Annotated in this window: 16 protein-coding genes; 4 read left to right on the top strand and 12 right to left on the bottom strand. The window is 60.6% G+C overall.

Annotated elements, in window-relative coordinates; translation table 11 throughout:
• Positions 1 to 167: 167 nt before the first annotated feature.
• The 5 genes from IQ25_RS14625 to IQ25_RS14605 all read right to left on the bottom strand — a co-directional run bounded on the left by IQ25_RS14625 (position 168) and on the right by IQ25_RS14605 (position 10,019).
• Positions 168 to 2,216 carry a glycoside hydrolase family 97 protein gene (locus IQ25_RS14625; RefSeq protein WP_144907019.1) on the bottom strand — a complete coding sequence of 683 codons (2,049 nt, stop codon included), beginning with the start codon at positions 2,214 to 2,216 and terminating at the stop codon, positions 168 to 170.
• Positions 2,216 to 3,850, bottom strand: coding sequence for an alpha-amylase family glycosyl hydrolase (locus IQ25_RS14620; RefSeq protein WP_144907018.1), 1,635 nt, complete (start codon positions 3,848 to 3,850; stop codon positions 2,216 to 2,218). Before IQ25_RS14620 ends, IQ25_RS14625 begins: the two co-directional genes overlap by 1 nt.
• Entirely contained in the window at positions 3,847 to 5,670 is a 1,824-nt protein-coding gene (locus tag IQ25_RS14615) for an alpha-amylase family glycosyl hydrolase (RefSeq protein ID WP_144907017.1), read from the bottom strand. The genes IQ25_RS14620 and IQ25_RS14615 overlap by 4 nt, the downstream gene beginning before the upstream one ends.
• Positions 5,663 to 7,189 carry a tryptophan halogenase family protein gene (locus IQ25_RS14610; protein ID WP_144907016.1) on the bottom strand — a complete coding sequence of 509 codons (1,527 nt, stop codon included), beginning with the start codon at positions 7,187 to 7,189 and terminating at the stop codon, positions 5,663 to 5,665. The genes IQ25_RS14615 and IQ25_RS14610 overlap by 8 nt, the downstream gene beginning before the upstream one ends.
• Before the next feature lie 115 nt (positions 7,190 to 7,304).
• Complete coding sequence (locus IQ25_RS14605) at positions 7,305 to 10,019, bottom strand: TonB-dependent receptor (RefSeq protein WP_144907015.1); 2,715 nt, start codon at positions 10,017 to 10,019, stop codon at positions 7,305 to 7,307.
• Between the two features lie 342 nt (positions 10,020 to 10,361).
• Here IQ25_RS14605 and IQ25_RS14600 point away from each other — a divergent pair, with 342 nt between their 5' ends.
• The 3 genes from IQ25_RS14600 to IQ25_RS14590 all read left to right on the top strand — a co-directional run bounded on the left by IQ25_RS14600 (position 10,362) and on the right by IQ25_RS14590 (position 13,942).
• The gene (locus IQ25_RS14600; RefSeq protein WP_144907116.1) at positions 10,362 to 11,396 is read left to right on the top strand and encodes a LacI family DNA-binding transcriptional regulator; all 1,035 of its coding nucleotides are present in this window, start codon (positions 10,362 to 10,364) and stop codon (positions 11,394 to 11,396) included.
• 144 nt (positions 11,397 to 11,540) lie between these two features.
• Complete coding sequence (locus tag IQ25_RS14595; protein ID WP_144907014.1) at positions 11,541 to 13,046, top strand: MFS transporter; 1,506 nt, start codon at positions 11,541 to 11,543, stop codon at positions 13,044 to 13,046.
• Complete coding sequence (locus IQ25_RS14590) at positions 13,043 to 13,942, top strand: ROK family protein (RefSeq protein ID WP_144907013.1); 900 nt, start codon at positions 13,043 to 13,045, stop codon at positions 13,940 to 13,942. The genes IQ25_RS14595 and IQ25_RS14590 overlap by 4 nt, the downstream gene beginning before the upstream one ends.
• On the opposite strand, the gene IQ25_RS14585 is transcribed toward IQ25_RS14590, so the two are convergent.
• The 4 genes from IQ25_RS14585 to IQ25_RS14570 form a co-directional block, all read right to left on the bottom strand.
• Entirely contained in the window at positions 13,921 to 15,249 is a 1,329-nt protein-coding gene (locus tag IQ25_RS14585) for a glycoside hydrolase family 32 protein (protein WP_144907012.1), read from the bottom strand. The genes IQ25_RS14590 and IQ25_RS14585 overlap by 22 nt on opposite strands.
• 9 nt (positions 15,250 to 15,258) lie before the next feature.
• A complete protein-coding gene (locus tag IQ25_RS14580) occupies positions 15,259 to 16,638 on the bottom strand; it encodes a 2OG-Fe(II) oxygenase family protein (RefSeq protein ID WP_158637756.1) in 1,380 nt (459 codons plus the stop codon).
• Positions 16,635 to 18,137 carry a tryptophan halogenase family protein gene (locus tag IQ25_RS14575; RefSeq protein ID WP_144907010.1) on the bottom strand — a complete coding sequence of 501 codons (1,503 nt, stop codon included), beginning with the start codon at positions 18,135 to 18,137 and terminating at the stop codon, positions 16,635 to 16,637. Before IQ25_RS14575 ends, IQ25_RS14580 begins: the two co-directional genes overlap by 4 nt.
• Before the next feature lie 159 nt (positions 18,138 to 18,296).
• Positions 18,297 to 20,798: a TonB-dependent receptor domain-containing protein gene (locus tag IQ25_RS14570; protein WP_144907009.1), complete on the bottom strand. Its 2,502-nt coding sequence runs from the start codon at positions 20,796 to 20,798 to the stop codon at positions 18,297 to 18,299.
• 265 nt (positions 20,799 to 21,063) lie between these two features.
• Here IQ25_RS14570 and IQ25_RS14565 point away from each other — a divergent pair, with 265 nt between their 5' ends.
• The gene (locus IQ25_RS14565; protein ID WP_144907008.1) at positions 21,064 to 22,083 is read left to right on the top strand and encodes a LacI family DNA-binding transcriptional regulator; all 1,020 of its coding nucleotides are present in this window, start codon (positions 21,064 to 21,066) and stop codon (positions 22,081 to 22,083) included.
• 15 nt (positions 22,084 to 22,098) lie between these two features.
• On the opposite strand, the gene IQ25_RS14560 is transcribed toward IQ25_RS14565, so the two are convergent.
• Genes IQ25_RS14560 through IQ25_RS14550 form a run of 3 tightly spaced genes read right to left on the bottom strand, consistent with a single transcriptional unit; the run spans position 22,099 to position 26,680 of the window.
• Positions 22,099 to 23,235: a glycoside hydrolase family 68 protein gene (locus IQ25_RS14560; protein ID WP_144907007.1), complete on the bottom strand. Its 1,137-nt coding sequence runs from the start codon at positions 23,233 to 23,235 to the stop codon at positions 22,099 to 22,101.
• A gap of 23 nt (positions 23,236 to 23,258) precedes the next feature.
• Positions 23,259 to 25,358: an alpha-galactosidase gene (locus IQ25_RS14555; RefSeq protein WP_144907006.1), complete on the bottom strand. Its 2,100-nt coding sequence runs from the start codon at positions 25,356 to 25,358 to the stop codon at positions 23,259 to 23,261.
• On the bottom strand, positions 25,358 to 26,680 hold the full coding sequence (locus IQ25_RS14550) for an MFS transporter (RefSeq protein ID WP_144907005.1): 1,323 nt from the start codon (positions 26,678 to 26,680) through the stop codon (positions 25,358 to 25,360). The genes IQ25_RS14555 and IQ25_RS14550 overlap by 1 nt, the downstream gene beginning before the upstream one ends.
• Positions 26,681 to 26,734 lie beyond the last annotated feature (54 nt).

Here is a 26,734-nt window from a genome sequence, read left to right as displayed (position 1 = left end):
GGGGGGCTGGAACCAGCCCGGGCCCGTGCCTCGCACAATGGCCCTAGCCCCTTAAACAGACCAGTTCAGCACGCATATGTATGCAGGATAGCTATGCGTACAAAAGCAGCCGACGATGGTTTGCACTGCACCATCGCCGACTGCAATCTTCTCACAGACTTATTTCGCTACTTCCCGGGATGAAGCCGCACAGCAAGCCCGCCGCCCGGCGCCAGCCACACGGGAAGGGCATCGCCCTTCCTCACCTTGAGCGTGGCGTAGGAAATGCGATGGCGGGCATCGGTTTCATATGTCGCGCCCTCGCCGTCCTTCCAGATCGTGGCAGTGTAGGTCTTGCCCTCCTCAAGAAAATTGAGGCTGAGCGAAACATCCCTTGCAGTGGCATCGTTGACGCCGCCGACATACCAGTCCTGACTGTTTCGATCTTTGCGCGCGAAGATCGCGTAGTCGCCCACTTCGCCGGCAATTAGGTGGCTCTCTGACCAGTCGGCCGGCACCTGCTTGATGAACGCCAGTTCTTTCGGATGCGCCTCAAGGCTTTCAATGAAATCCGCCGCCATCTGGATGGGCGAATAGATCGCAAGGTAGAGGCCGAGCTGCTTGGCGAGTGTCGAGGCAAGCGGCACTTTGTTGGCACCTTCAAGGCTGAGGATGCCGGGCGTAAAATCCATCGGGCCAGAGAGCATACGGGTATATACCAGCGTTGGCTCGTGGTCCGGACCATTCGCAAACTGGCCCCAGGCATTGTATTCCATGCCCCGTGCCCCCTCACGGTCGATCCAGTTAGGATAGGTGCGGCGCAGGCCGGTATCCTTCACCGGCTCGTGCGCGTTGATCGCAATGCGATACTTCGCTGCCGTCTCCACCACCTTTAGGTGATGCTGCACCTGACGTTGCCCGTCGTGGTACTCCATTCGGTAGCGGCCCGGAGCATCGCCGGGGGCAAGAATACCCCCCGCATCAGCCACGTAGCCGGTTTTCACCGCGCGAACGCCCAGCTTGTCGTAGAGCTTCATCGCGTCATCGAGTTGCGCTTCGTAGTTCGCGATATTGCCACCGGTTTCGTGGTGGCCGATGAGCATCACGCCCTTTTTTGCGCCGTACCTCGTAACCGCCTCAAGATCGAAGTCAGGCGTTGCCTGGGTGTAGGAGAAGTCCTTGCCGCTGCCGAACCAGGTTCCATTCCAACCCTTGTCCCAGCCTTCCACAAGCACTCCGCCGAAGCCGTGCTTGGCGGCAAAGTCGATGTACTGCTTGGTCCTCGTGGTCGTCGCACCATGCTGCGGGCCTTCGGCCCAGCTCCAGTCGCCACGGATCATGCCCCACCAGATACCGATGTACTTCATCGGCTTGAAATATGAGACGTCACCGATCTTGTTTGGCTCGTTGAGGTTTAGTTCGAGATCGTTCTCGACGATGCCCTTTGCACTGTCTGCGACGCGCATTGTGCGCCAAGGCGTGCTGAACGGCAGCGAACGCGTCACCTTCGGGCCGTTCGGCGACGGGGCAAGCGTCGCGCGGAACGACGTGCCGGTCTGGCGCTTCAGCCACATGCCCGAGTAATCGACCAGGGCTGCTTCATGGAAAGAAAGGTGCGTGCCGTCATCAAGCTTCATCGTGATCGGTGTATGCGCAGTCGAAACACCGTCGACCGGTGTCTTCTGGTAGACCTGCTCATACCGGTTCCACTCACCGCCGGGAATCCACCAGGCCGTTCCGTTTTGCGCAACGTTGAACTCGGTCAGCTCATCGGCGATCTTCATCACCTTCATCGCGGGCTGCTCGGGCATTTCATAGCGGAAGCCGAAGCCGTCGTTGAACAGGCGAAAGCGCACGTTCATTCGGCGGCCACCCCAGTCGGGTACCTGCTCGAACCTCACCAGAAGCTCGTTGTGGTTGTCGCTGACATACCGGCGCTCACCCCAAGGCTGCTCCCATGTCTCCTTGCCCGACGACGTCTCGCTGCCGATAATCTTCTGTCCGCGCTGCATTGTCGGACCGTCACTGGTGATGAAGCCCAGCATCGAAGAGCCAAGCAGCAGCTTGCCCTTGCGTGTCAGACTGTAGAGCGGATGCCCGTCATTGTCCGTCGTGACTGACAGGACCAGTGAGCCGTCGGGCGAAGAAGCAGTAACCGTCTCGGCCATAGCAGGCGAAGCGAGGGCGCACGAAAGGCTCAGCGCCAGCGGCGCTGCAAGGTTCAGAAGATTACGCATCAGATCCTCTCTTCGATCAGTAGCGCGCCAAATGGCGGAAGCTGTCCTACGGCGGCGCCGTTTACCGACGCGATTTCACTTCCATCCCCTACCAGCCCTTGCGGCCAGACCACGGGGACGGACGACAGGTTGAACATTCCTGCAATCGATTGCTCTCCTGAAACGCGCCGAATGGCAAGTAGGCATTCGTCTGCATGGAGCACTTCGAACGAGCCAAGGCGCAGCGCAGCGTGTTCGCGGCGCAGGCGCAGCAGTTGTGTAGTAAGGTTCAGCAGCGAGGACTGATCGGCCTCCTGTCGGTCAACCGCGCGCGAAAGGTTCTCTTCACCCACTGGCAGCCATGGCGCCCCCGAAGTAAACCCGCCCTCGCCGGATTGCACCATCCAGGGCATCGGCGTGCGAGCGCCATCGCGGGACAGCGTCAGCGGCCAGTTGGCAATCGCTTCCGGGTCCTGCAGTTGCTCGAACGGGATATCCACTTGCGTCAGGCCCAGTTCCTCGCCCTGATAGACGATGATGTTACCGCGCAGCGAAGCAAACAGCATGGCCTTGAGCTTTGCAAAGGCCTCGCGCTCTTCAGGTAGGCACCAGCGTGAAAGTGCGCGCGGCGCATCGTGGTTCTCGAATGCCCAACTCGGCCAACCTATCCCTGGCGTATCAGGCCACTTGGCAACGGCCTGCTCGACGAACTTCGGCGTGAGCTTGTCGGCGTAAAGGAAGTCGAAGCCGTAGGCGCTGTTGAGATGATGTTCACCAGCGGTGAAGGCTTTCATCTCCGCCTCGGCCAGATCGCCGCCGACTTCGGCCACGGTGAACACCGCGCCATACTCGTTACACAGGCTTCGAACGCGCTGAATGAACTTGATGATGTCCGGGTGCGACTGATTGTAGATCTTGAGTTGGTAATCGAACGGGCGCGTCTTGCGACGGCCGTCGTCCGGTGCCGGTGGATTGTCCCGCAGCGTCGGGTCGTGCATCAGGAAGTTCAGGGCGTCGAGGCGGAACCCGTCCACACCGCGGTCGAGCCAGAACCGCATCACGCCCAACAGCGCTTCCTGCACCTCCGGATTGTGCGCATTCATCTGTGGCTGGCTGGAAAGGAAGTTGTGCAGGTAATACTGCCGGCGCCGCGCATCCCAGGTCCATGCTGGGCCACCAAAAACCGACTGCCAGTTGGATGGCGGTGAGCCATCGGTCTTGGGGTCGGCCCAGACATACCAGTCGGACTTGCCATTCACCTTGTCCTGACGGCTCTCTTCGAACCACGGATGCAAGTCGGATGTGTGCGCATAGACTTGGTCGATCGTGACCTTGAGCCCCAGTTCGTGGGCTCGCTTCACCATCGCATCAAAATCGGTAAGATTGCCGAAAATCGGATCGACATCGCAATAGTCGGCCACGTCGTAGCCGAAGTCGCGCATTGGCGATGTGAAGAACGGCGACACCCAGATGGCATCGACGCCCAGCCTCGCTACGTGCTCGAGGCGTGAAGTGATACCGGGCAGATCGCCAATGCCATCGCCATTGGAATCGCAATAGCTGCGCGGATAGATCTGATAGATCGCGGCACCACGCCACCACGGCGCGTCAACCTGCGGCTTGGGACTGGCAAGAACGGCTTCTGAAGTCTTCATCGAACAGGGATTTCCGGGGAGGGAGCAAGGCGGCAGACCATGCTGCCGAACGCGGGAAGTTCTACGGTGACGCTGCCGGGCGCAGAAACCTGCGCAGGACAGCGGCCGTAAAGGCTTTCGAGGCTTGTTGCAGACGACCCGATCACGCTTTGCTGAGCGATCGGCTTGTCCGAGGTGTTGAAGGCAATGAAATACTCGCTACCGCTAACTGGATCGAAGCGGGAGACGGAAAACAATCCGGGGCCGTCCGAATACGTCCGCGTGACCTGCTTGCCACGTGCCAGCGCCGGGTGATCCCTGCGAAGCTTCGTAAGCGTGGAAACCAGGCGATAGAACGGATGGCCAGGGTCGAAGTTGGCGACAGCGGTCGTCGACCTGGATCCAAGCAGGCGATTGTCGTTGTAGGTCGCGACTTTGCTTGCGAACATGTCCTCGCGCGCGTCCTGATCGTTGCCATCGCCGACGAAGCCCTGCTCGTCGCCGTAGTAGATGACCGGCGATCCGCGCAGGGTGAGTAGCATGACGTGGGCGAGTTCGACGCGCTTGAGCAACTCCTCATCGCCAATACCCGGCAGATCCTTGCGGATCAGCGTGGAGAACCGCCCCATGTCGTGATTGCCTAGGAACGTCGGCATGGCCAGCGCGGCTTCCTCACCGCCTTGGTAAAGCACGTCGCCATCGAAGGTGTCGGCGAGGACTTCTGTTCCCTTCCCCTGCCCCAGCACTGCACGAACAGCGCCCTGGAAGGCGAAGTCCAGCACTGCGGGATAGCCGTCGCGTCGGGTGTAGCGAGCGATAGTCCCCGGATCGGGACCCTCGTGCGCCACTTCACCAAAGATGGTGAAGTTGGGTATCCCCGCTTGCTTTGCAGTATCGAGCATGGCGGGAATGAATGCTTGCCAGAACCCGGGGTCGACATGCTTGGCAGTGTCGATGCGAAAGCCGTCGATCCCGAACTGCTTGATCCAGTCGGCATAGATCTCGATCATGCCGGCCCGCACCCGCGGATGCTCAGTGAAGAGGTCGTCGAGCCCGGCAAAGTCACCGAAGCGGCTGTTCTCGCCGCGAAACGTGCTGTCGCCACGGTTGTGATAATAGATCGGGACGTTGAGCCAGTCGGGCACCTTAACATGTGCTTCGGCACGAGGCACGAAGGGTTCATAGGCTGCACCGGGATCGGTGAGCTTTGCAAAGTTCGCGGTGCTGGAGTCCTCGTCTCCCGCAAAGCCTTGGTTGATTGGCTTGCCGCTGAGACCACCCTTGCGCGAATAGGGCCAATTTGCCTTGTCGCGGTAGGTGTACTGCTCCCCCTTGTACTGAATCACGTCGGCGGTGTGGTTGGCGATGATGTCCATGTAAACCTTCATGCCTCGCGCATGGGCCGCATCGACCAGAGCCTTGAACTCGGCATTCGTTCCAAAATGCGGGTCGACGCGCGTGAAGTCGGTCACCCAATAGCCGTGGTAGCCCGCGCTCTCGAGGCCAGGCCCGCCTTGGACCGGCTTGTTCCGGAACACCGGCGCCACCCATATTGCTGTCGCGCCCAACCCTTGCAGGTAATCGAGCCGCGCGGTCAGCCCCTTGAGGTCACCACCGTGATAGAAACCCTTGGCTGACGGATCGAAGCCGGTCTTGTAGCGATCACCCTTCAATCCCCCAAGATCATTGGCCCTTTCGCCATTCTCGAAACGGTCGGGAAGCAGGAAATAGATCGTCTCACCAGCAGCTGGGCGCGCCCGCACTTCAGCCAGTGGCACATCTGCGCCCGCAGGCTGTGCGACAACGAGCGAAAAGAGGGAAAAAGCTGCAAGCCTACGCATGTGCCGGAACCTGCCTGCAAACATGGGCTACATATTCGGCGTGAGTTGGCATTCGGGCAACGTCCTTTTCGTAAGCACCGCGTACAGTATCGAGGAAGGCTTTCAAGCTCCCGGGAGCGACCTGATCGGCGAGCGGGTGCCAGCGCTCGGGCAGAACGCCCTGCCCGATCATCACCTGGACCCAACCGGGTACATCGAACAGTTCGTCATGCTCGCGCACGATGCGCCCTGTTGCCCTGAACATGGCCATACGCTCCCCCAATGCCTTTGGGAGTTGCCCGTTTACCTTCATTTGCCTCAGAGAGTCCCAGAAGGGCTCACCATGCCTGCCATTGGCCACATAGTGCAGGATCACGAAGTCACGGATGCGCTCGATTTCGAATGTTGCCAAACGGTTATAGGCATCGCGATCAGCGTCCTGCACCGGTCCATTGGGCAGAAAGTCGATGACTCGGCTGATTGCGGTCTGGATCAGATGGATCGATGTCGATTCCAGCGGCTCAATGAAACCAGAAGAGAGGCCGATCGCCACGACGTTCCGCTCCCAGAACTTTGCTCGCCGCCCCGCCTTGAACCGGATGGTGCGCGGTTCGGCCAGCCCCTCGCCATCAAGGCGGCCGATGAGACGGGCCGTAGCCTCGTCCTCGCTCATCGTGTCGGAGCAGAAAACGTGGCCATTGCCTGTGCGATGCTGCAACGGAATGCGCCAGCACCAGCCCGCCGGTTGCGCGATGGAACGGGTGTAAGGCACCAACGGTTCGACCCGCGCACAGGGTACGGCCACCGCCCGGTCACACTTGAGCCAGTGGCTCCAGTCGACATAGTCGACACCCATTTCCTGCCCTAGTAACAGGCTGCGAAAACCCGAGCAGTCGACAAAGATATCCCCCTCGATCACCTCGCCACGATCCAGCCGCAGAGCGGAAAGATCACCATTCAGCGCATCACGGTCAAAGCCGACGATGCGTCCCTCGATCCGAACGACACCACGCGCCTCGGCGAAACGCCGCAGGAACGCGGCGTATAGCGAAGCATCGAAATGGTAGGCATAGGGCATCGGCGGCAGCGCACTTCCCTGTGGCCGATCGATGTGTGCAAACTTGCTGGCATCGCAGGCAACGGCATTAAGCACGTATTCGCCAAGCGGACCGGCAAAGCCCTCTGCGCGTCCGCGAAGCCAGTAGTGATGGAATGGGAGCACACCAAGGCTGCGCCCAGTCAGGCCGAAGCCGTGGATGTAACGGTCCGTGAAAGCACCCCAGCCTTCGAAGGCAATGCCGAGCTTCCATGTGCCGTGCGTTTCGCGCAGGAATTGCGCCTCATCGATGCCGAGTGTCTGGTTGAACAGGCGGATCATGGGAATTGTCGCCTCGCCCACACCGACTGTTCCGATTTCCTCGGATTCCACGAGTGTGATCTGCCAGTGCGGTGCTGCAACCCGCGCGAGTGCCGCCGCGGTCATCCAGCCTGCCGTGCCACCTCCCGCGATGACGATCCTGCGCTGATCCAATCCTGACATGCACATTCTCCCGCAGCCGATCCTCTTTAAAGTGCCTTCTGCGGGCACATTATTACAACGTTTCCGATCTCACCGGGGTGGAGGGGGCGGGATGAGTTCGCCCCCTCCAGAGGGATCAGAACTTGTAGTTGAAGCCGGCCATGAAGCGGCGGCCATAGGTCTGGTAGTTGCGGATCTGAAGCGGCGCACCGTTATCGACCGAGACGAAGGGCTCGTCGGTCAGGTTCTGGCCCTGCAGGAAGAGCGACAGGCCATTGAGCGGGCTGCTTTCCTTGAAGTCATAACCGATCTGCGCGTCAACGATGGTTTCCTTCAGCGCGCGGCGCAGTTCACGCTCGCCACCGAAGCCGACGAAAATACCCTGGAACGACGAACGATGACGGGCCGAGACGCGGGCGTTGAAGCCGGCCTTCTCGAAGAACAGCGTCCCCGATGCCACCCAGCGCGAATAGTCGGGCAGGTCCATCGAATTGGCGTTCGGCCCCGGCTTGATCGAAGTTTTGGTGTAACCAAGGCCACCGGTGAAGCCAAATCCTTCGAGCGCCGGGGTGATGACTTCGAATGGCAATGTGCCGGCGAATTCCACACCATAGAGCTTGCCCCCAGACCCATTGACCGCGGTATTGATCGTACCAACGAAGTTGGTGATCGGAACCGGGGCAACGATCGGCAGACCGGTGTAGTCGTAGGGGACGACGTCCTTGTAGATGTAGTTGTCCAGCTTCTTGTAGAACATCTGCACCCCGATGTAGCCCTTGCGGCCGAAGTACTTCTCGATGTTCAGGTCTGCTGCCCAGGCGCGGTAAGGACGAAGTTGCGGATTGCCTCCGTTGCCGGTGATCACGCCGCTATTGACGTTGTAGCTATAATCGAGGCTGACCTTCATGTCCTCGAAGCGCGGACGCTGGATTTCACGCGCCGCAGCGAAGCGCACAACCCAGTCACCCGGGATGCGGAAGTTGAGGTTGAGGCTCGGCAGCACATCCCAGTACATCGCGCCGCGAACGGTTGGCACCAGCGAGGCCGAGGCGAGGTTCACGAAACCACGCGACTTCTGCTCGGTGTTCTGGGCAAGGACGCCGATGTTGCCGTCCATCTCGACGTCGCCGAACGTCGCCTTGAGATCGCCCTTCAGGTAGATCGACATTACGCGCTCGGTAACCGCGTAGGCCTTGGCGGGAACGTCCTTCGAAGCATTGAGCGTCTTCACATAGACGCCGTCCTCAACCATCTTGAACGGATTGTAGCCGATGATCGGGCCAGCGCCGATGAAGGATAGATCGGTTGCGCCGGTACGGTACTTCTCGGGCACGACCAGCGACCTCGCGCCACCGGCGAGGTTCAGGAAGTACTCGACCGGAGTTTTGGCCTTGGTACGATCGACATAGGCCGAGCCAACCGTGATCTTCGACAAGAAGCTGCCCTCAAGCTCCTTACCGACTTCAAGCTGGAAGCTCTTGATCTCGTCGTCGATGATGCGGTCGTTGTAGTAGCCTTCCTGTGAGCCCTTGGGCGCGCCACCACCCCAGCCGAGCGGGTCGGTCAGCAGGATTGTGTTGTAGTTGCCGTAATCGAGCACGTGGCTGGTGAAGCTCGTGCCGGTCGGCCCGCTGACAAAAGTCAGGGTGTCGCTCGCGCCGACGCCTGCACCGGGGCCGGTTCCGGCGTTGGTTTCGAGGCTGAGTTCGTTGCGGTCAGTCTTCGAGTAGCCGAAATCGAACGAGGCGGACCAACCATCTTCACCAACCCAGGCCGCATTGAAGCCGCCGGAAAAGATGTCGGAGTTGCGCTCGTAGCCATGGTTGTTCACCACAGCCTCGACGCCGGAGAAGGTGCCCTTGGAGATCAGGTTGCCGTTGGTCTCGATTCCGGTCGGCGAAAGTTGCGCACCGCTCCAGGCAAGCGGGAACTCGATGCCGCGCTTGATCTGCTTGTCCTTGAAGTTGCCGTAGAAGCCGTCAACCGTGAGGGTCAGTTCGTCGACCGGCTTGAACTGTACCGTACCCTGGATGCCAAGGCGCTTGAGCTGCGTCGAAACGCCGAACGGCTTCATGCCACCGATGATCTTGGTGTTGTTCGGGCCATCGGCATAGCCCCAGGCTTCGAATTCCTGCGCCTGATAAGGCTCGTCGGTGTAGGCCGCCGAAAGCGCGACACCGAGACGGTCTTCCATGAACTGGCCGACGTACGTTGCCGTGGCGCGGTAACCGAACTCGTTGCTGTCCTTGTTGACCTTGCCGAGGTCGGCATAAGTCCCGCGACCGCCGAACGAGAGCAGGCTCTTGCCGAATTCGAGCGGACGGATCGTCTTGATGTCGACCGTGCCGACGAGGCCCTGATGGACGAGATTTGCCTGTGGCGTCTTGTAGACGTCAACGCGGCTGACGATTTCCGACGGGAACTGGTCAAATTCTACGTTGCGCTGCTCGCCCGTGGAAGTCTGCGGACGGCCGTTCAACGTGGTCGAGGACAGGTCTGCGCTCGACCCGCGAATGGCAATCGAGTTGGCTCGGCCAAACAAGCGCTGCGTGGTGAGGCCCGGAAGACGGGCGATCGATTCACCGATCGAGGCATCGGGCAGACGGCCGATGTCTTCTGCAGAAACCGATTCCACAATGACCGGCGACGACTTCTTGACGTTGACTGCGGTTGCAAGAGCAGCGCGGAAGCCGGTCACGACAATGGCCTGCTCCTGACCTTCGGGAGCGGCATCGGTGGCTTGCGCCTGATCCTGTGCGTCTTCCTGCGCCATTGCCGGGGTCGCGGCGAGCGCAACCGTGATGGCGGCGAGCGAAACGCCCGCGGCGGCGGATAATGTGCGAAATGCCATGTTGAAACTCACTCCCCCAAGCCGGACCTTACCGGCCCTGAACCTTGATCGATTGAAACGTGATCTGATCGGGCGGTGCCGCTGATCCCGGCCTTCCGCACCAGTTCGGTTTAAACGGGCACTGAAGATTGGCGAATATGGCATACGTATACTATGCGTTGAATGGTTTCAGATGATGCTTTTTCGTCACTACTCCCAGAGGCGCTAAAATCCCGCCATTCCTATATTTTTCAGAGCCATAAGCACCCCGGCTGTCGCTGCCATTGCATGAGCGGCACTTCACGCATACAGTCGCACCGGACCGACCAGGGGACCACACCAGGCGGTGGGAGAGACGGGGATATGGGGCGAAAGCCATCCAACAAACCAACCAGTTTCGACATTGCGTATCTGGCAGGCGTATCCCAGCCCACGGTCAGTCGCGCGCTTCGCGGGAGCAAGTCTGTCAGTCTGGCAACGCGACAGAAGATCGAAGCGATTGCCCGGCAACTCAACTATACCGTCGACAAGAACGCCTCATCGCTTCGCTCGCAACGGTCCAACACCCTTGCACTGCTGTTCTTCGAGGATCCCACTCCCGACGAATCCAATATCAATCCGTTCTTTCTCGCAATGTTGGGTTCGATCACCCGCCATTGCGCAAATCGCGGACTGGACTTGCTGATCTCGTTCCAGAAACTCGATGATGACTGGCACAAGCGCTATCAGGACAGCCATCGCGCCGACGGGCTGATCCTGCTTGGATACGGCGATTACACCGCCTACGAGCCACGCCTGCGACAGCTGATCAAATCAGGCACGCATTTCGTGCGCTGGGGGTCAGTTGATCAGGGGACCATCGGTGCGACGGTCGGTTCGGACAATTTTGGCGCCGGAAGACTGGCTGGTGAGCATCTGCTTGCGCGAGGGCGCAAAAAAATCGCGTTCTTGGGTCAGGCGGATTCACATTATCCAGAATTCGAGCAGCGCTATGCGGGGCTTGTCAAGGCGATCTCGACCGCTGGTCTTTCCGCAGACCGCTCGCTCGTCGTCGACGCGGTCTCGTCGGAAGAAGTGGGGTACCGGGCAGCGCGAGAGTTGCTGGCCAAAGGCGCACCGTTTGATGCCGTCTTCGCGGCAAGCGATCTGATTGCCATCGGAGCAATGCGCGCCTTGGCCGAGGCAGGGCTTTCCGTGCCGGGCGATGTTGCGGTCGTGGGTTTCGACGATATTCCGGCTGCCGCCTTCACGTCTCCACCGCTGACAACTTTGATGCAGGACATCCGTCTGGCCGGTGAGGTCCTCGTTGAAAGCGTACTCGCGCAGGTCGAGGGGCGCCCACCCAACCCGCGCGTCTTGCCCGCAAGATTGGTTGTGCGGGCTAGCAGCGGCGGCTGATTCTCATCAAGCATTTGTTTGGTATTCGTATGCGCATCGATTGCAGCAAGCCCGGTATTCTGCGACTTCGGCGCGCAAGAACCAGCCCGAAGGCCGCGTAAGACGGCCCTGCCCCGCAGCCTCGACTGCGATCACGGAGAGCCGATGACAGCACAACTAGCGCGGGTGGCAAGTCAGAAACCTCGGCAGGGATTCTGGGGCTTGTGGAACGTGAGCTTTGGATATTTCGGCATCCAGATCGCATTCGCCCTGCAGAACGCCAATGTCAGCCGCATCTTCCAGTCGCTGGGGAGCGAGATTGATGATCTGGCCTTCCTGTGGATCGCAGGGCCTGTGACCGGGCTGATCATTCAACCCCTGATCGGGTATCATTCGGACCGGACATGGGGACGGCTTGGTCGTCGACGCCCCTATTTTCTGGCGGGCGCCGTGCTGGCGGCGCTCGCGCTGATTGGGCTGCCCAACACTGGTATGTTGCTTCTGGCCGCAGCATTCTTGTGGATGCTCGACGCTTCGCTCAACGTAGCGATGGAACCGTTCCGCGCCTTTGCCGGCGACATGACGCCAGACGACCAGCGCGCGCAGGCCTTTGCCTTCCAGACCTGCTTCATCGGTGCGGGCGCGGTTCTGGGGAGCCTTGCGCCTGCCCTGTTCAACTGGCTCGGCATTGCCAATGTCGCGTCGGAAGGTGTGATCCCGCCATCTGTTCGCTACAGCTTCTATCTCGGAGCAGCGGCCATGGTATTGAGCGTTGGCTGGACCGTCTTGCGCGTCCGCGAGTATTCGCCCGAGGAAATGGCAGCTTTCAATGGCTCGACGGTTCAGGCCGATGCTGCGCAGCATGAGCCACTAGTCTATCCTCGAATCGGCCCCTTCTGGGTTATTGCTGGCGTAGTGCTGCTGGCGCTGGTTGCCTCGCTAGGCCTCGACAAGCAGCTATATGTTCTGGGTTCGGGGCTTGCTGTATTCGGCCTGATGCAGATCGGCGTGCGGGCGACTTCGGCGAAGGGAGCGCTGGCGCATATCGTCAGCGATCTGGCACAGATGCCGGTGCAGATGCGTCAGCTGGCGTTTGCGCAGTTCTTTACCTGGATCGGCTTCTTCATCGTGTGGATCTACACGACACCGGTAGTGACCGCGCAAGCGTTTGGGGCAACCGACACATCCAGCGCCGCGTTCAATGAAGGCGCAGATTGGGTCGGCGTGATGTTCGCGTTCTACAACGGCGTGGCCGCTCTTGCCGCGTTCCTGCTTCCTCTGCTCGCCCGGCGCATCGGCAATGCGGCGACCCATGCCGTCGGGCTTTTGTGCGGGGCATCGGGCTTCATCGGGCTTCTATTGGTCCGCGATCCAGACTTGCTGCTGCTGCCGATGGTTGGCATGGGCATAGCGTGGGCTTCGGTCCTGTCGATGCCCTACGTGATCCTGACACGCGTGCTGCCGCCGCGCAAATTCGGGATATATATCGGCATCTTCAACTTCTTCATCGTGATCCCGCAACTGGTCGTGGCAACGCTGATGGGTGGCGTGATGCGCAGCTTCTTCCCTGGCGAGCCGCGCTGGACGATGCTGGTGGCGGCATTGATGATGGCGATGGCGGCTGCAGCAATGATGCTGGTCAAGGAAAACACGAGGGCTTCGGGCGAATGAGCAAAAACGGTCTGATCGGCGCAGTCGAAGCTGGCGGCACCAAGTTCGTGCTGGCACTCGCCACGCACGAGGGCGAAATTCTTGCCCGCACGCGCATGCCGACGAACACTCCAGTCGAAACATGGCCAGCGATGCGGACCTTCTTCGATGAGGCGAGCACAAAGCACGGCCCTATAGCCGCATTCGGCGTTGCCAGCTTCGGTCCAATCGACATCGATTCGGCGTCAAACACTTACGGTATGTTCACCACCACGCCCAAGGCCGGTTGGTCAGGCGCGCGATTCCATGATGCACTCTCTGCCTTCGGAGCCCCGATCAAGGTCGATACAGACGTGAACGGTGCGGCAATCGGGGAATGGATGGCAGGGGCCGGACAGGGGTGCCGTACCCTTGCCTATACGACGATCGGCACCGGCGTGGGAACGGGCGTAGTGCGCGAGGGATGCTCGCTTATGGGCATTTCGCATTTCGAGAGCGGCCACATCGTGCCACCCCGCAATCCTACCCGCGATCCCTTCGTTGGTATCTGCCCCTACCACGGCGACTGCATAGAGGGTCTTGCCTGCGGCCCCGCAATCGAACGGCGCTGGGGCCGGAGCCTTGACCAACTTGGATCCGACGAAGTTGCCATAGTTGCGGACTACATCGCGCATCTGGCCAGCACCCTGGTTTTGCTGCACATGCCCGACCGCCTGATATTCGGCGGCGGCGTCATGAAGGCACCCGGGCTGATCGAGGCCGTGCGGCGGGCAACCGCTGCCAAGCTCAATGGCTACGTTCAGCACCCGCGCCTTGACGCCGGACTTGAAAGCTACATCGTAACCCCAGGCCTTGGCGACGACGCCGGGATCACCGGCGCCATCGAGCTCGGACGTCAGGCGTTGGCGTCGAAGTAGCGGACAGACAACACGCCTTCGCCGCGCAAGGCCCAAGCCTCGCCGGCGAGGCGATGCTGCAAGGTAAGGCTATCCGCTCCGTTCGAAGCGATGACCTCGATACTGCCAGTGTCGAGCCATATCCGGACCGGTGCATCTATGGCGACGCGCATAGCGCTCGTGCGGTTCAATTGTGGCGTGACGGGATCGGTGCGGGTCACGGTCAACCGGCCATTTTCGAGCGTGCCTGCGAGGTTGCGGCCAAAGTCGTCGGTCAATGTAAACTGCCAGCGTTCCGCTCCCGATAGCTCGAGCAGCGAGCCAGCAGGAAGCGGGCGGCACCCCTCCCCCATCGTAATCGGGCTCTCGGGCGGCGTGAACCGTATCGCACAGGAAGGTTCGATCTCCTGCACGAGACGCAATTCGCCTGCCTCCTTTCTCAGTGAAAGTCGGCGAGGAAGGCTCATGGCTCCGCGCCAGCCTTGCAAGGGCAAGTGCTTCTGGACGGCGTGATTGCCCATCCACCCGATCCAGGTCGGACGGCCCTTCGCGTCGCGCGGCTCGGGCCACCCGATGGCCGCATAGAACTCGTCACCGTGATCAGCCACGAGCCATCCGCTTTCAGGTTTGAAGCCCATGCCGTCAAATTGGCCGATGCGATAGAGCGCGCCAGATCCTGGGGCTCCGGACAGCACGTCGACTTTGAACAGCCAACGCGTATCTCTTGTGCCGTCGATGGAGAGTTCGACAAGAAACGGGCATTCCCACAAATGGCCAGGCGCACCGTCCCGCGAAATCTCGGAAAGTTCGGTCCAGTGCGTGAGGTCGGGCGAGCCGTAGAGCAATGCGCGGTTCTCGTCCGAGAGGACAACGACCATGATCCACTGACCACTTGGCTCGTGCCAGAACACGCTCGGATCACGGAAGTCGGCCATCTGCCGATCAAGCACGGGATTGCCAGCAAACTTCACGAAGTTGCGGCCGCGATCAGTGCTTGATGCGAGGCACTGAAACTGGTGCAGTCGGTCGGTGCGTGCACCAGTATAAACCGCGACCATCGCATTCACGCCGAACCCCGCGGTGCCGTTGTGGTCGATGACTGCTGAACCCGAGAAGATCATCGTCTGGTCAGCTTCCGCAAGTGCAACCGGAAGCTCCTGCCAATGTGCGAGGTCGGGAGAGACAGCGTGCCCCCACGACATGTGCCCCCATTCCTCGCCAAAAGGATTGTACTGGTAGAACATGTGCCATTCGCCATCCAGCCAGACGAGGCCATTGGGATCGCTCAGCCAGTTGGCTGTGGGGGCATAGTGATAGCAGGGGCGCATTTAAGGCTTTCAGCTGAATTGCGGTGCGGTAGGTATTACGTCGAAGGCGATGGTCATGCGTTCGCCATCGGCGAATGGTACTGTGCCGTGCCACATCGTTGATGGGAACAATGCAAGTCGCCCCGGCTTGGGCTCGATCGCGCCGTAGGGATTGAGTTGCAGGTTCAATTCCGGCGGGGGCGAGCCGAACTGGAGGTGCCCGGCAGGCTCTGGTCCGAGATCCGCACCTTCAGGGACGGTCACGTAGAGTGCCGAACTGATCCAACCCATTGGATGCGTGTGCATCGCGTGGAAACCGCCCGGTCGCAACCTGACAGACCAACTCCCCGCAAATAGAAAGCGCCCACGCGGTGCTGCCAGCAAGGGATGCGCCGGATCGTTTTGCGGAAGTCCGGCTATGTAATGCTGCACAGCATTCTCGATGCGTTGCCGCGCTCCGGCGATCACCGGATCGATCCGCAGCAACAGCGGCCGTTCAGTCTGCGTACCGCCCCGCACGGACTGTTCGTGCCATGGCTGCTGCATGGTATGTAGCCGGCGCAACGTTGTGGCCAGCTCCCGCAGTTCCGAAGGTGTGAAGTCGAGGTCAAAGCTGCGAACGTCCCGCATTCCAGCATTGAGCCATTCGACCTGCCTGTCTCCAAGCAGACGCCAGGCGAGCGACAGATAGGACCAGAATGCGCGCATCGCAGGTTTGCCCAAGTGCCGCAGGCAGACATCGCGCGCGCGTTCAATCTGCCCGCCGCGCAGGAAGTGCCGGACCCTCGCGATATCCAGCCCCACATCCGAAACATGTTCGACTGCATCGAACAACGCTGGATCATGCGCCGCCTCGCCGCTTTCGCTGGCAATGAAGAGCTTGCCAAGCAAAGACGCCTGTCGTTCGCCGAGGCACTGCTCCGCATCGGCAATAACCGCCCTCGCCTCGTCCCATAACTTCGCCATGGCAAGGACATGGAACCACGCCATGCGAAGGCTGAAGTTCTCCGGATCGCGGGCAACCGCTGCAGAAAAGCTGCGTGCGAAGTTTGTGTCTCCGCCCGTCGCCCGCATTCCGCTAAGACAACGATGACCGTCGATCCAGCCCGGATTCTTGAAAAGCCCGTCTTCGAGCAGGGCTTCGCCTTCGCTCTGCCGCCCTTCAGCAGCGAGTGCTGTGGCGCGGCTACGCTGCAGGTCGATCCGCTGTGGTTGAAGCTGCGCGGCACGCCCATAGAGGTCCGCAGCATCCAGCCCGGCTTCGAACGAAATCTGCGCAAGTCCAAGGGCTACATTCGGGTCGTTCGGCGCGGCCTTTGCGGCCATCAGGATTGCATTCAGCGCACCGCCCAGGTCCTGAACCTCTCGTGCAGCAATAGCGCGCCGGAACAGGTCCTGTGGGTCGCTCATGCAGCGCAATTGGCCCCAATGAATTGCTCGTGTGTCGGTTGCTGAAGCGCCGCGTGGTGCATTGCCCCGCGCAACTTGGCGAGCCATTCCCGCCCATCGATGCCGCGATAGTCGGCGAGTGGATCGGTGCGCTCGGGGATGTTGCCCTGGCCAATGTGCACGGCCAGCCACGAAGGCGCACCGAAAAGATCGGCATCACGCTGCACGAGACGCCCGTATCGCCGGAAGTGCTCGATCTTGGTGTGGAGCGTGTCGGGAATGTCCATGGCTGCACAGTACCGCCACAGCTCGGAATCATCGCGCTCGGTCAGCTTGTAGTGGAGGATCAGGAAGTCCCTGATGCGCTCGTACTCATTGATCGCGATGCGGTTGTATTCCTCGATCACCAGCGGATCGAAAGTGCGATCCGGGAACAGTGCAAGGAGCTTGGATATCCCGGCTTGTATCAGGTGGATCGAGGTGGACTCCAGCGGCTCCATAAATCCGCTGGACAGCCCGATGGCAATGACGTTCTTCTCCCAGAACGACTTACGTCGCCCGGTCACGAAACGCAGCGGACGCGGATCGGCGAGAGCCTTGCCATCGAGGCGCGAAAGCAGCTTCTCCGCAGCCTGATCCTCCGACAGGAAGTGGCTGCAGAACACATATCCGTTGCCAGTGCGGTGCTGCAGCGGAATGCGCCACTGCCATCCGGCTTCGCGCGCAGTAGATCGTGTGTAGGGCGTCAGCGGCCCCACGTTCTTGCACGGGACAGCCATCGCCCGGTCGCACGGCAACCAATGGGTCCAGTCCTTGTATCCCGCTTTGAGCGCACCCTCGATCAGCAGCCCCCGGAAGCCCGAGCAATCGACAAAAAGCTCCGCCTCTACCTTGCGGCCATCCTCAAGCGTAACGCCCGTAACGAAACCGGACTCGGCATCCTGTTCCACGCTGGCAACCTTGCCTTCCACGCGCGTGACACCCTTCGCCTCAGAGTATTCGCGCAGGAACCGGGCATAGAGCCCGGCGTCGAAATGATAGGCGTAATCGTAGGTCGAGAGCACATTGCGCTGATCCGGCATGGGCGGCGCAAAGCGGTTCTCTTTCGCCAGCGCCCAGGCCATTGAATGCTCGTCGAGCGGCGCGGTCTCCCCAGATTCTCGCGCGCGCAACCAGTAATGATGCAGGTTGACGATGTCGAAGGCCCGGCCATGCGGGCCGAACGGATGGAAGTAGCTGTTGCCGAGACTTCCCCAGTCGACGAATTCGATACCAAGCTTGAATGAGCCCTTGGTCTTGCGGACAAATTCGCGTTCGTCGATCTGCAGAGTTTCGTTGAAGGTACGGATCGGCGGGATCGTAGCTTCGCCAACGCCGACAGTTCCGATCTCGTCCGACTCGACGAGCGTGATGCTACAATTGTGGCGTAACGCTTGCGCCAGCGCCGCGGCTGTCATCCAGCCTGCGGTGCCTCCGCCAATCACGGCGACGGAGCGGATCATCAGGCCAGAATCAATCATGAGATGTTGCTCATTCAGTCGTGCCTCTCGTTGGCGTCCCTTCTCTTCTATCGCTCTTGCGGCGACATTGGAACGGAAGGGCGGAACGCACCAGCGCCCCGCCCCTCCCTCATGCGACCCGATTTGTCGAGAGGGGCGTCTGGTCCCCTCCCGCCAGCATCAGAAGTTGTAGCGAACCGAGGCCGAAACCGTGCGGCCCAGCGCCGGAGCGCCACCGATGACGGTCGGATTGACCGATGCATCCGCGATGCCGCCATTGCCACGAAGGTCGAACGTGTCGAACACGTTGTAGACCTGGAGACCCACTTCGAGGTCCTTCATCGGATAGACGCGGATCGACGGGTTGAAGATCGCTTTGCCCGGATACTCAAAGCCGCCATCGTCTATCGCGCTGGTCTGGCCGGTCATGGCAAGGCCGACTGTCACGAGATCACCGAAGTCGTAGTTCGCCGAAGCGGTGTAGATCAGGTCAGGCAGGTTGGGCGAACGGGTGTAGCTCGTTGCCCCTGCCGACTGACGCTTGGCCTTCGAGTAGGTGGCGTTGCCGACGAAGCTGAAGCCGCCGTTGCGATAGGTCGCGAAGAACTCCGCACCGGTCGACTTGAACTTGGCGTCGATCACGCAGCCGCCGGCACCGCCTGGGCAACGCGTTGCCGAGAGCTCGTAGGTCGACTGCTTGAACTTGCCCTTGAGGAGCGTCATTTCCATGGTGAACTGGCCACCAAACAGATCGCCGCGGCTCTTGATACCGAGTTCGTGCTGGGTAACGAAGTCCACCGAAGGCGTCACACCGTCGGCCGTGCATCCGTTGCTTCCGATGTCGCTGGCGCGGCACAGGGCACCGTCGTTGCGGATCTTGCCGCCCAACGTCTGACGGTCGCTGTTGAAGCGGCCACCGCGCGAAGTGCGGGCGAAGATCGTGACGTTCGGCGTGACCTTGAACAGACCGCCCACGGTCCACGACGTGTAGCTGCGGGTGTAGTTGAGGTTCTCGCGAGTACCGTTCGACGTGATGGCCGGAATGGTCACCCCATTGCTGTCGATCGGGAACTCGTTTCCACCCCCGATTGCATAACCGGTCGATTTGATGCGCTCGAAGCGAACCGAGCCGTCGAGTCCGAACTGGTCGTGATCGAAATCAAGTGCAACATACGGCGCGGTGTTGGCATACGACAGGTCGTAGTCCCGAGCGCAGCAGTTGCCCCAGTTGTTGTTGTAGCCCGAGGTGCCTGCCTGCGTCAGCTTGTTACCTGCGCTATCGAACAGGTCGAGCTGCGAGGGGTTGTCGCCGTTCAGTTCGCGCAGCGACTTGTTGACGTGCCAGTCCATCGCGATCTTCTGGTTCATGTAGAACAGACCGGCGCGAGTAGTCAGCTTGCCCGAGGCAACGTCGAACTTGCCGGCCAACGTCAGGTCGTTGGCAAAGCTGCCGATGTCGCGGATGTTGGTGCGCACATTGACGTTGTTGTCGAGGTAGCGATCAGTGAAAAGTTGACCGGCCTTGGGGCCACTCGCGTAGCGGATCGCAGCGACTGTGCTGCCGTTAACGGTCGAGCCGAGGACCGAAGACGTAAGACCGGTGTTCAGGAACGGCGAAGCGAAAGCACCGCTCATGCTGGTGTACCGCATGTTGTTGTCGACGGTGAAGCCACCGTCGAACTCGTAGTGGAACTGGCCACCGAAGGACTGCGCCTTGGTAGTGATACCGTCCATCTTCACGCGCTCGAGGTTGCCCTCGCGGTTGTAGATCAGGAAGTCCTGATTGTAGATCGAGTAGTTCGAGGAATCTCGACCGTCAAAGCCAGGATAGGGACGGATGTTCGAAACCTTCTTGCCGGTGATCGTGGCAAGCGCGGGCGCACCGGTATAATTCGGCTCCTGCGTATCGGCCACCTTGAACAGCAGGCGGAAGTAGCCGCGACCTTCGTTGAACTCCTTGGTCAGATTACCCTTGATCTGGAAGGAGTCTGAAACCGTGTAGTCGGCATGAAGCGGACCACGGCCGTTCTTCACGTAACCGCCGATGTGGAAGTACATCGTGTCGTTGATCGGGCCACCATAGCGGAAGTCGGCGCGGGTCTCGTCGTAGCCGAGGCCGCGATTGATCGAGACGAAGCCGCCTTCCTGCTTGCCGGTGTGACTGATGTAGTTGATGACGGCGCCCGGAGCCTGCGAGGCAAAGGTGCCGGCGGAACCGCCGCGAACGCCTTCGATGTTCTGGACCGAACCGTCGAAGCGGGTCCAGTAGTCGTTGTTGCCGAACTGGATGTCGCCAAACAGGACAGTCGGCAGGCCATCTTCCTGGATCTGCACGAACGGCGAACCACCGGTTGCGACCGGAAGACCGCGGACGGCGATGTTGGAGTTACCACCAGGCCCTGCGGTACCAGCAACCTGGATACCGGGGATCGCGCGAAAAACCTCGGCTTCCGAAGTCGGGCGGATTGCCTGGATCGTTTCAGACGAGATCGAGCTGACCGAGACGGCGCTGTTCAACTGCGTCTTGTCACGGCCCGAAGCGGTCACAACGATGGAATCGAGGCCAACCGCTTCCGGAGCGGCTTCAGCCTGAGCGGCATCCTGCGCGATCGCGGGCATCGCCAGCAATGCGCTGGAAAGCGCAACAACGGACGCGCACGAAAAAATGGGTGTAACCTTCATATTTCCTCCCACCAAGAAGCTCCTGCAGCGGCTGCAGGAATCAGTCATTGTCTCGATAGACTCGACAACAATCGTTTGCAACGACAATCGCAATCGATTGCAACAAATCATCCGATAGTGTCGTTCGTGCAACATCCTCCCCCTTTGCCCTTACAAAACGCGCAGCTAAACGATTGACAGTCATATCGGTAGAGTCGCATCAAAAGACAGAGGGGCGTTGCGCATATCGGCGCACAGGAGCGCTTGCGCAGGATATCCAGTTTTCATGGACGACGTAAAAAAACCGGGCAAGATCAGGAATATCGCCGAACTGGCCCGTATCGCGGGCGTCTCGGCCGGGACAGTTTCCCGCGCGCTGGCGGACAAGTCTCTCGTCAACAAGGAAACGCGCGAGCGCATACAGGCACTCGCCCGCGAGCATGGCTTCAGGCCAAACCAGATGGCGCGCCGCCTTCGCACGCAACAGACCGGCGTCATCGGCGTGGTGATTCCCCTGGGCCACGAACGACGCCAGCATATTTCAGATCCATTCTTCATGACGCTGTTCGGCTATCTGGCAGACGAACTCACCGAGAGCGGGCACGACCTCATGCTATCGCGCGTGATTCCCGGCGATGACGAGTGGCTCGATCGCATCGTCGATTCAGGAATGCTCGATGGCGCCCTCGTCATCGGCCAATCCAACCAGTTCGATGTGATCGAACGTGTTGCGCAGCATTACCGACCCCTTGTCGTTTGGGGTAGCCATCGTGAAGGTCAGATCCAGTGCACTGTAGGCGTCGACAATGCTGCGGGTGGAGCACTCGCGGCTAGGCGCCTACTTGCACGCGGCGCGAAGCGTCTCGCTTTCTTCGGCGATACAAACGGTCCGGAAATCGCCGAACGCTTGCTAGGCGCCCAGCAGGCCTTGTCCGCCGCGCCTGACGCCACCCTGCGTTCCTTTCCGACTCATCTCGCCAGCGACGAGATGGCCAACCAGATCGCCAGTCATCTTCAGGACCTCGATGGTCAGATCGACGGCATCGTCTGCGCATCGGACATTATCGCAATGACCACTATCCGCCTGCTGCACGAGCGCGGCATCGCCGTGCCCGAACAGGTTGCCGTTACAGGGTTTGACGACTTGCCGCTTGCCACAAGGATGGTGCCGCAGTTGACGACCGTACGCCAGGACATCGCTGCAGGCGCCCGCGCTATGGTCGACACTCTGCGCCGCCGGATTGCTGGCGAGGATGCTGCCTCCACGATCATGCAACCCGAGCTGATTCAGCGCGAAAGTGCCTGACCGGTTCTGATGAAATCAGATTGCGACAGTCACCCGGTCGCCATCGAAGTTCAGCCGAAAGCGCGGCGCTGGCGTTCCGCCGAAATTGCTGCGCAGCAATTCGGGATGATCGGCTGCAGTGCGCCCCTTCATGCCCCAATAGTCGACAAAGCTCCAGACTTCGGCCTCGCCCGTCACCCACCAGCTGTAAGATTGCTTGGGTTCAGCATCTGGGTTAGCGGCAACCAACCCGCTTCCGTTAAGTGGCCGCCAAGGCCCGTCGATCAGGTCTGCAACCATGCCGTAAAGACCATTGGGACCGGCAGCGGCTTCGGGTGCAAATGTATGCGTCTGGGTTGACCAGAACAGGTAATAGTAGCCTTCGCGAACGACGATATGCGGACGCTCCAGTTCGTTGTTGACGCCGATCGCTTCAACCAGTGGATCGCCCAGTCGCCATGCGCCGTCATGCAGCGTGGCAATGCCGATATTGCCGTTGAAGGCATCGTCCGACCAGGCAGCACTGCCAGTGAAGAGCAGGTGAGCCTTGCCCGTTGCCGGATCACGCAACCATGCGGGATCGCGGAACCCCTTGATCAGACCTGGCGCACCCGTGTCCTGACGATCATGCACATAGCGGATACCGTCAGCCACGATGATCTCGCGCGGACTTTGCCATTCGCCCGGGCCTGCGTCACCAAGGCGTCCTTCACTGACGAAAATGCGCTGCTCGAAGCTCAGAGCATCCTCCCCCCTGCGCCCGGCGACCGTGAAGAAATGCTGCACCGTCAGGCCGTCGTCCATCAACACTGCGCAGCCAGCCCATTCCCGGCTCCCGGGCGTGAAGCCATCTGCGAAGGCATTGCCATGATCGCACCATCCGTCGGCTCCATACGAGATCAATCTGATGCGTGCGTGGCCGTGCCGCTCGATCGGATCTGCAAAGACGGGCGAAGACAGGAAAAACCACCAGTTGCGGCCCATATGCTCGACCGTGCGGCCATCCTCGTGGGCCAATGGCCAGCAGTCCCAGAGGTCGAGGTGATCGAAAAGGCGTACGACGTCATCCTTGCCGATAATAGGAATGCGCGGGTTGTCGCCGTAACCGCTCGGCTCCCAGCGGGTCGCACCGAATGAAGCAATCGATTGAAACGGCGAAGAAATGTCGGACATCAGGGGCTTTCCGGATTTCATGGTCAGGTGCGCTTGCGCAGATGAAAAATGGTGACGGTCTCGGCCTTGTCGGGTGGTAGCGGCAGGCCTGACGATGCAAGCCAATCGGCCGGAAATGGCTGAGAAACTGACTTCATAGCTTCGAATAGCTGCGTGCTGTGCGCGGCGTGACCGCCCTCGCCTCCAGCAATGCGCAGAAGGCTCACAAGCCAGGTGCCTGTATTTCCGCAGAAAGGCAGCGGTAGAGGCTGAGGGCGGCGATCGGCAGGCGGATCTGCGCGGATCACGAAGAGGAGCATTTCGTCCGCGCGACCCTGTGCCTGCCAGCGCAGGCCATCACTACCATCACCCAGCCAGACATTACCTGCATGAAGCAGTCCACGCCATTGTTTGTAAAAGGCAATCCAGTCTGCGAGCTCTGAGCGCTCATCTTCTGTAAGTGTCCGCGGATCCATTTCGACGCCCAGGTGCCCGGTCATTGCCATGGCGGCGCGAAAAGCGAGCGAATGCCGGCGGCCGGTTGCGTGCGCGGGGCTCGCAGCGATGTGTGAGCCCATCACTTCAGGCGGTAAAAACGAGAGAAATCCGCGTTGTATGCCGATGCGACTGGCCGCATCGATGTTGTCACTGGTCCAGTAGCGGTGGCAAAATTCAGCCATTCCAGCGTCATTGCGTCCGCCGCCGCCGGCACAGGACTCTACCTCAACTCTCGGGTGCGAACGGCGAACTCTCGCGAGCAGATCGTAGACTCCCCGCACCTGAGAGGCACCTCCGGCAGGCGCAAGATCGCGATTGTGGTCCCACTTGAGATAGGTGATCGGAAGCTCGGTCAGCAGCGCATCAAGGCAACCGAACAGATATTCTCGGACGTCTTCCCGGCGCAAATCGAGCACGAGCTGATTGCGTGCAGTAGGGCGGTCCTGTCCCGGCACGGACAGCGCCCAATCGGGATGAGTGCGGTAGAGATCGCTGTCTGGATTGACCATTTCCGGTTCAACCCAGAGCCCAAACTCCATGCCGAGAGCGTTGACGCGATCGGCCAAGGGCTTGAGGCCCTTGGGATACTTGCGCGGATCAGTCGTCCAGTCACCAAGCCCCGCAGTGTCATCATCGCGATTGCGGAACCAGCCATCGTCGAGGATGAAGCGTTCAACGCCGACCGAGGCTGCCGCCTCGGCAAGGGCAACGATCCGCTCCTCATCGTGATCGAAGTAGCAGGCTTCCCAGGAGTTCAGGTGCACGGGCCGCGGCCTCATCGCACCGCCGGGCCAGCGCAGGCGTGCGCGGACGGCATCGTGGAATGCAGCGGCAGCACCATTGCGACCCGTATGCGACACCGCGACGATCGCGTTTGGTGCATTCCAGCTTTCACCGGGTTGCAAAACAACTTCGCCCGGTTGCAGCACAGCACCTGCGCAAAGCGTCCAGAAGCCCTCGTCGTCGCGATCCACCGAGATGCGGTTGTCGCCGGTCCATGCAAGCTGCAGAGCGCGGACTTGCCCCGCGTGGAAGGTTGCGCCCTCGTCGAGGATTAACAGGCCGCCTGGGCCGCCATGACCGGAAATGCCGCGACGCACTTCGCGGACCCAGGCCTGTTGCGGCATAGATTCTCGACATTCAAGGAGTTCGGCGTTGTGGCGGCCGCGCCAGGAGACGACTTCCCGTGCCAACCCGGTAATTGGCAGGAGTGCGCTTGCCAGCCAGTCCACGGAAAAGGCGGTCGTGCCGACGTTGCGTACGCTGCTTCGGCAAACGTATGCCGCGCCAACCGCTTCAAACACTTGTTCGAGTTCCACCCCTGCAATCGGGTCGGTCGAACGGAAGGTTATACTGGCTGCTGCCTCGGTTACAGCCGATCCAGGGAAGGCGATGGTTAATGCGGAACCATTGCGGCCAAGGCGGAGCACCTCCGGGCCGAACCATCCAAGACCCGAGACCGGGGCGACAGAAAGCGGTACGTCATCATCAAGCGAATACGAGGCAGGCGCACGCGTGGTGGCAAGCTCGGGCAGGCCCTCTGTGGATACAGTAGCACCGAAATGCCGCCACACTGGGAGAGCCGCGTCGCGCAGCTCCCAGACCAGCGTGCCTGCGCCAGCATTCAAGGCAATCGTCGAGCCCATCAAGCCGCCAGAACCGCGTGCGGCATCGCATTCACTCGCCCCTCACGCACCCACAGCACCGAGAAACCGGCGAGCACGAGCGAGGCACCGCAGAACATCAGCATGTTGCGCGGATCACCGCCGAGGACGAGCTTGTAGGCATCGAAGCCCAAGGACACGAAGCCGAGATCGAGCCTGCTCATGACCACCGCGAAGATGAGCATCGGTATGACGATCATCATGTTGAAGATGCCCATGTAGACGCCGGTGCGCTGGGGCGGGATGGAATTGGTGAGGATGGCATAGGGGTTGCCCATGATGCTACCCCAGGCGAGGCCGATGCCGATTGCCGGCAGGAACAGCAGCGCCTTGTCGGTTACGTTCGGCAGGACAAACATGCCCACGCCCCCTGCGAACAGACACAAGGCATGGAGCGGCCCCGGTCCGATACGCTTGACCACCGGCACCATGGCGAAAGCTGTCACGAAGGAGATGGCATTGTAGAAAGCCGCAACCTCGCCGTTGGTGAGGACAGCTGAGTGGAAGGCACTGCTGTGAACGTCTGCCGTGCCATAGACAGTGCGGCTGATCGAGTAGACCGCATAAGTCCAGTAGCCCGACATGCCGACCCACTGGAACAGGCTCATCAAACCAAGCTTGCGCATGGCTACGGGCATATCGGCAATAGCCTTGCCGATTTCGCTCAAGGTTGCCCATGCGCCCTTCGGTTGCGCCTTGATATGGGCGCGCTCTTCGTCGGTCAGAGGAAGTTCTCTAACCCGAAGGACGGACCAGAGGATGGTGCTGAGCGAAAGCACGGCACCGACCATGAAGACGATGCGCACGGTGTAGGGAATGCCGTGACTGTCCACCCAATCCTGATTCATGCCAAGGCCGACCAGAAGCGAAGGTGTGAGGAACGCCAACATCTGGGCGAGACCGGTGAAGGCGCTCTGCGAGAGGAAGCCTGCCTGCCGCTGGTCCGGGTTCAGGCGATCCGAAACGTAGGCGCGGTAAGGCTCCATCGTGATGTTGTTGCCGGCATCCAGGATCCACAGCAGCGACATGGCCATAAGGATCGAGCTGGACAAGGGCATGAAGAACAGACCGAACGCACAAAGCACCGCGCCGATCAGAAAGTATGGCGTCCGGCGGCCCCATTTGCTGTCGGTACGATCGCTCATCGCGCCGATTATCGGCTGAACGAGCAGTCCGGTAATGGGCCCGGCAAGCTGGAGCATCGGCAACTGGGATTCATCCGCGCCGAGATAGCTGTAGATCGGCCCCATGTTTCCCTGCTGCAGACCGAAGCTGAACTGAAGCCCGAGGAAGCCAAGGTTCATTTCCAGTATCCGCGCCAACGGCAGATGCGGCCTCAACTTCGTAGCTGTTTCCAC

It is taken from the genome of Novosphingobium taihuense, assembly GCF_007830315.1.
Taxonomy (GTDB): Bacteria; Pseudomonadota; Alphaproteobacteria; order Sphingomonadales; family Sphingomonadaceae; genus Novosphingobium; species Novosphingobium taihuense.
The sequence above is the reverse complement of the archived record's forward strand: the minus strand, read 5'-3'. Positions and strand labels throughout refer to the sequence as shown.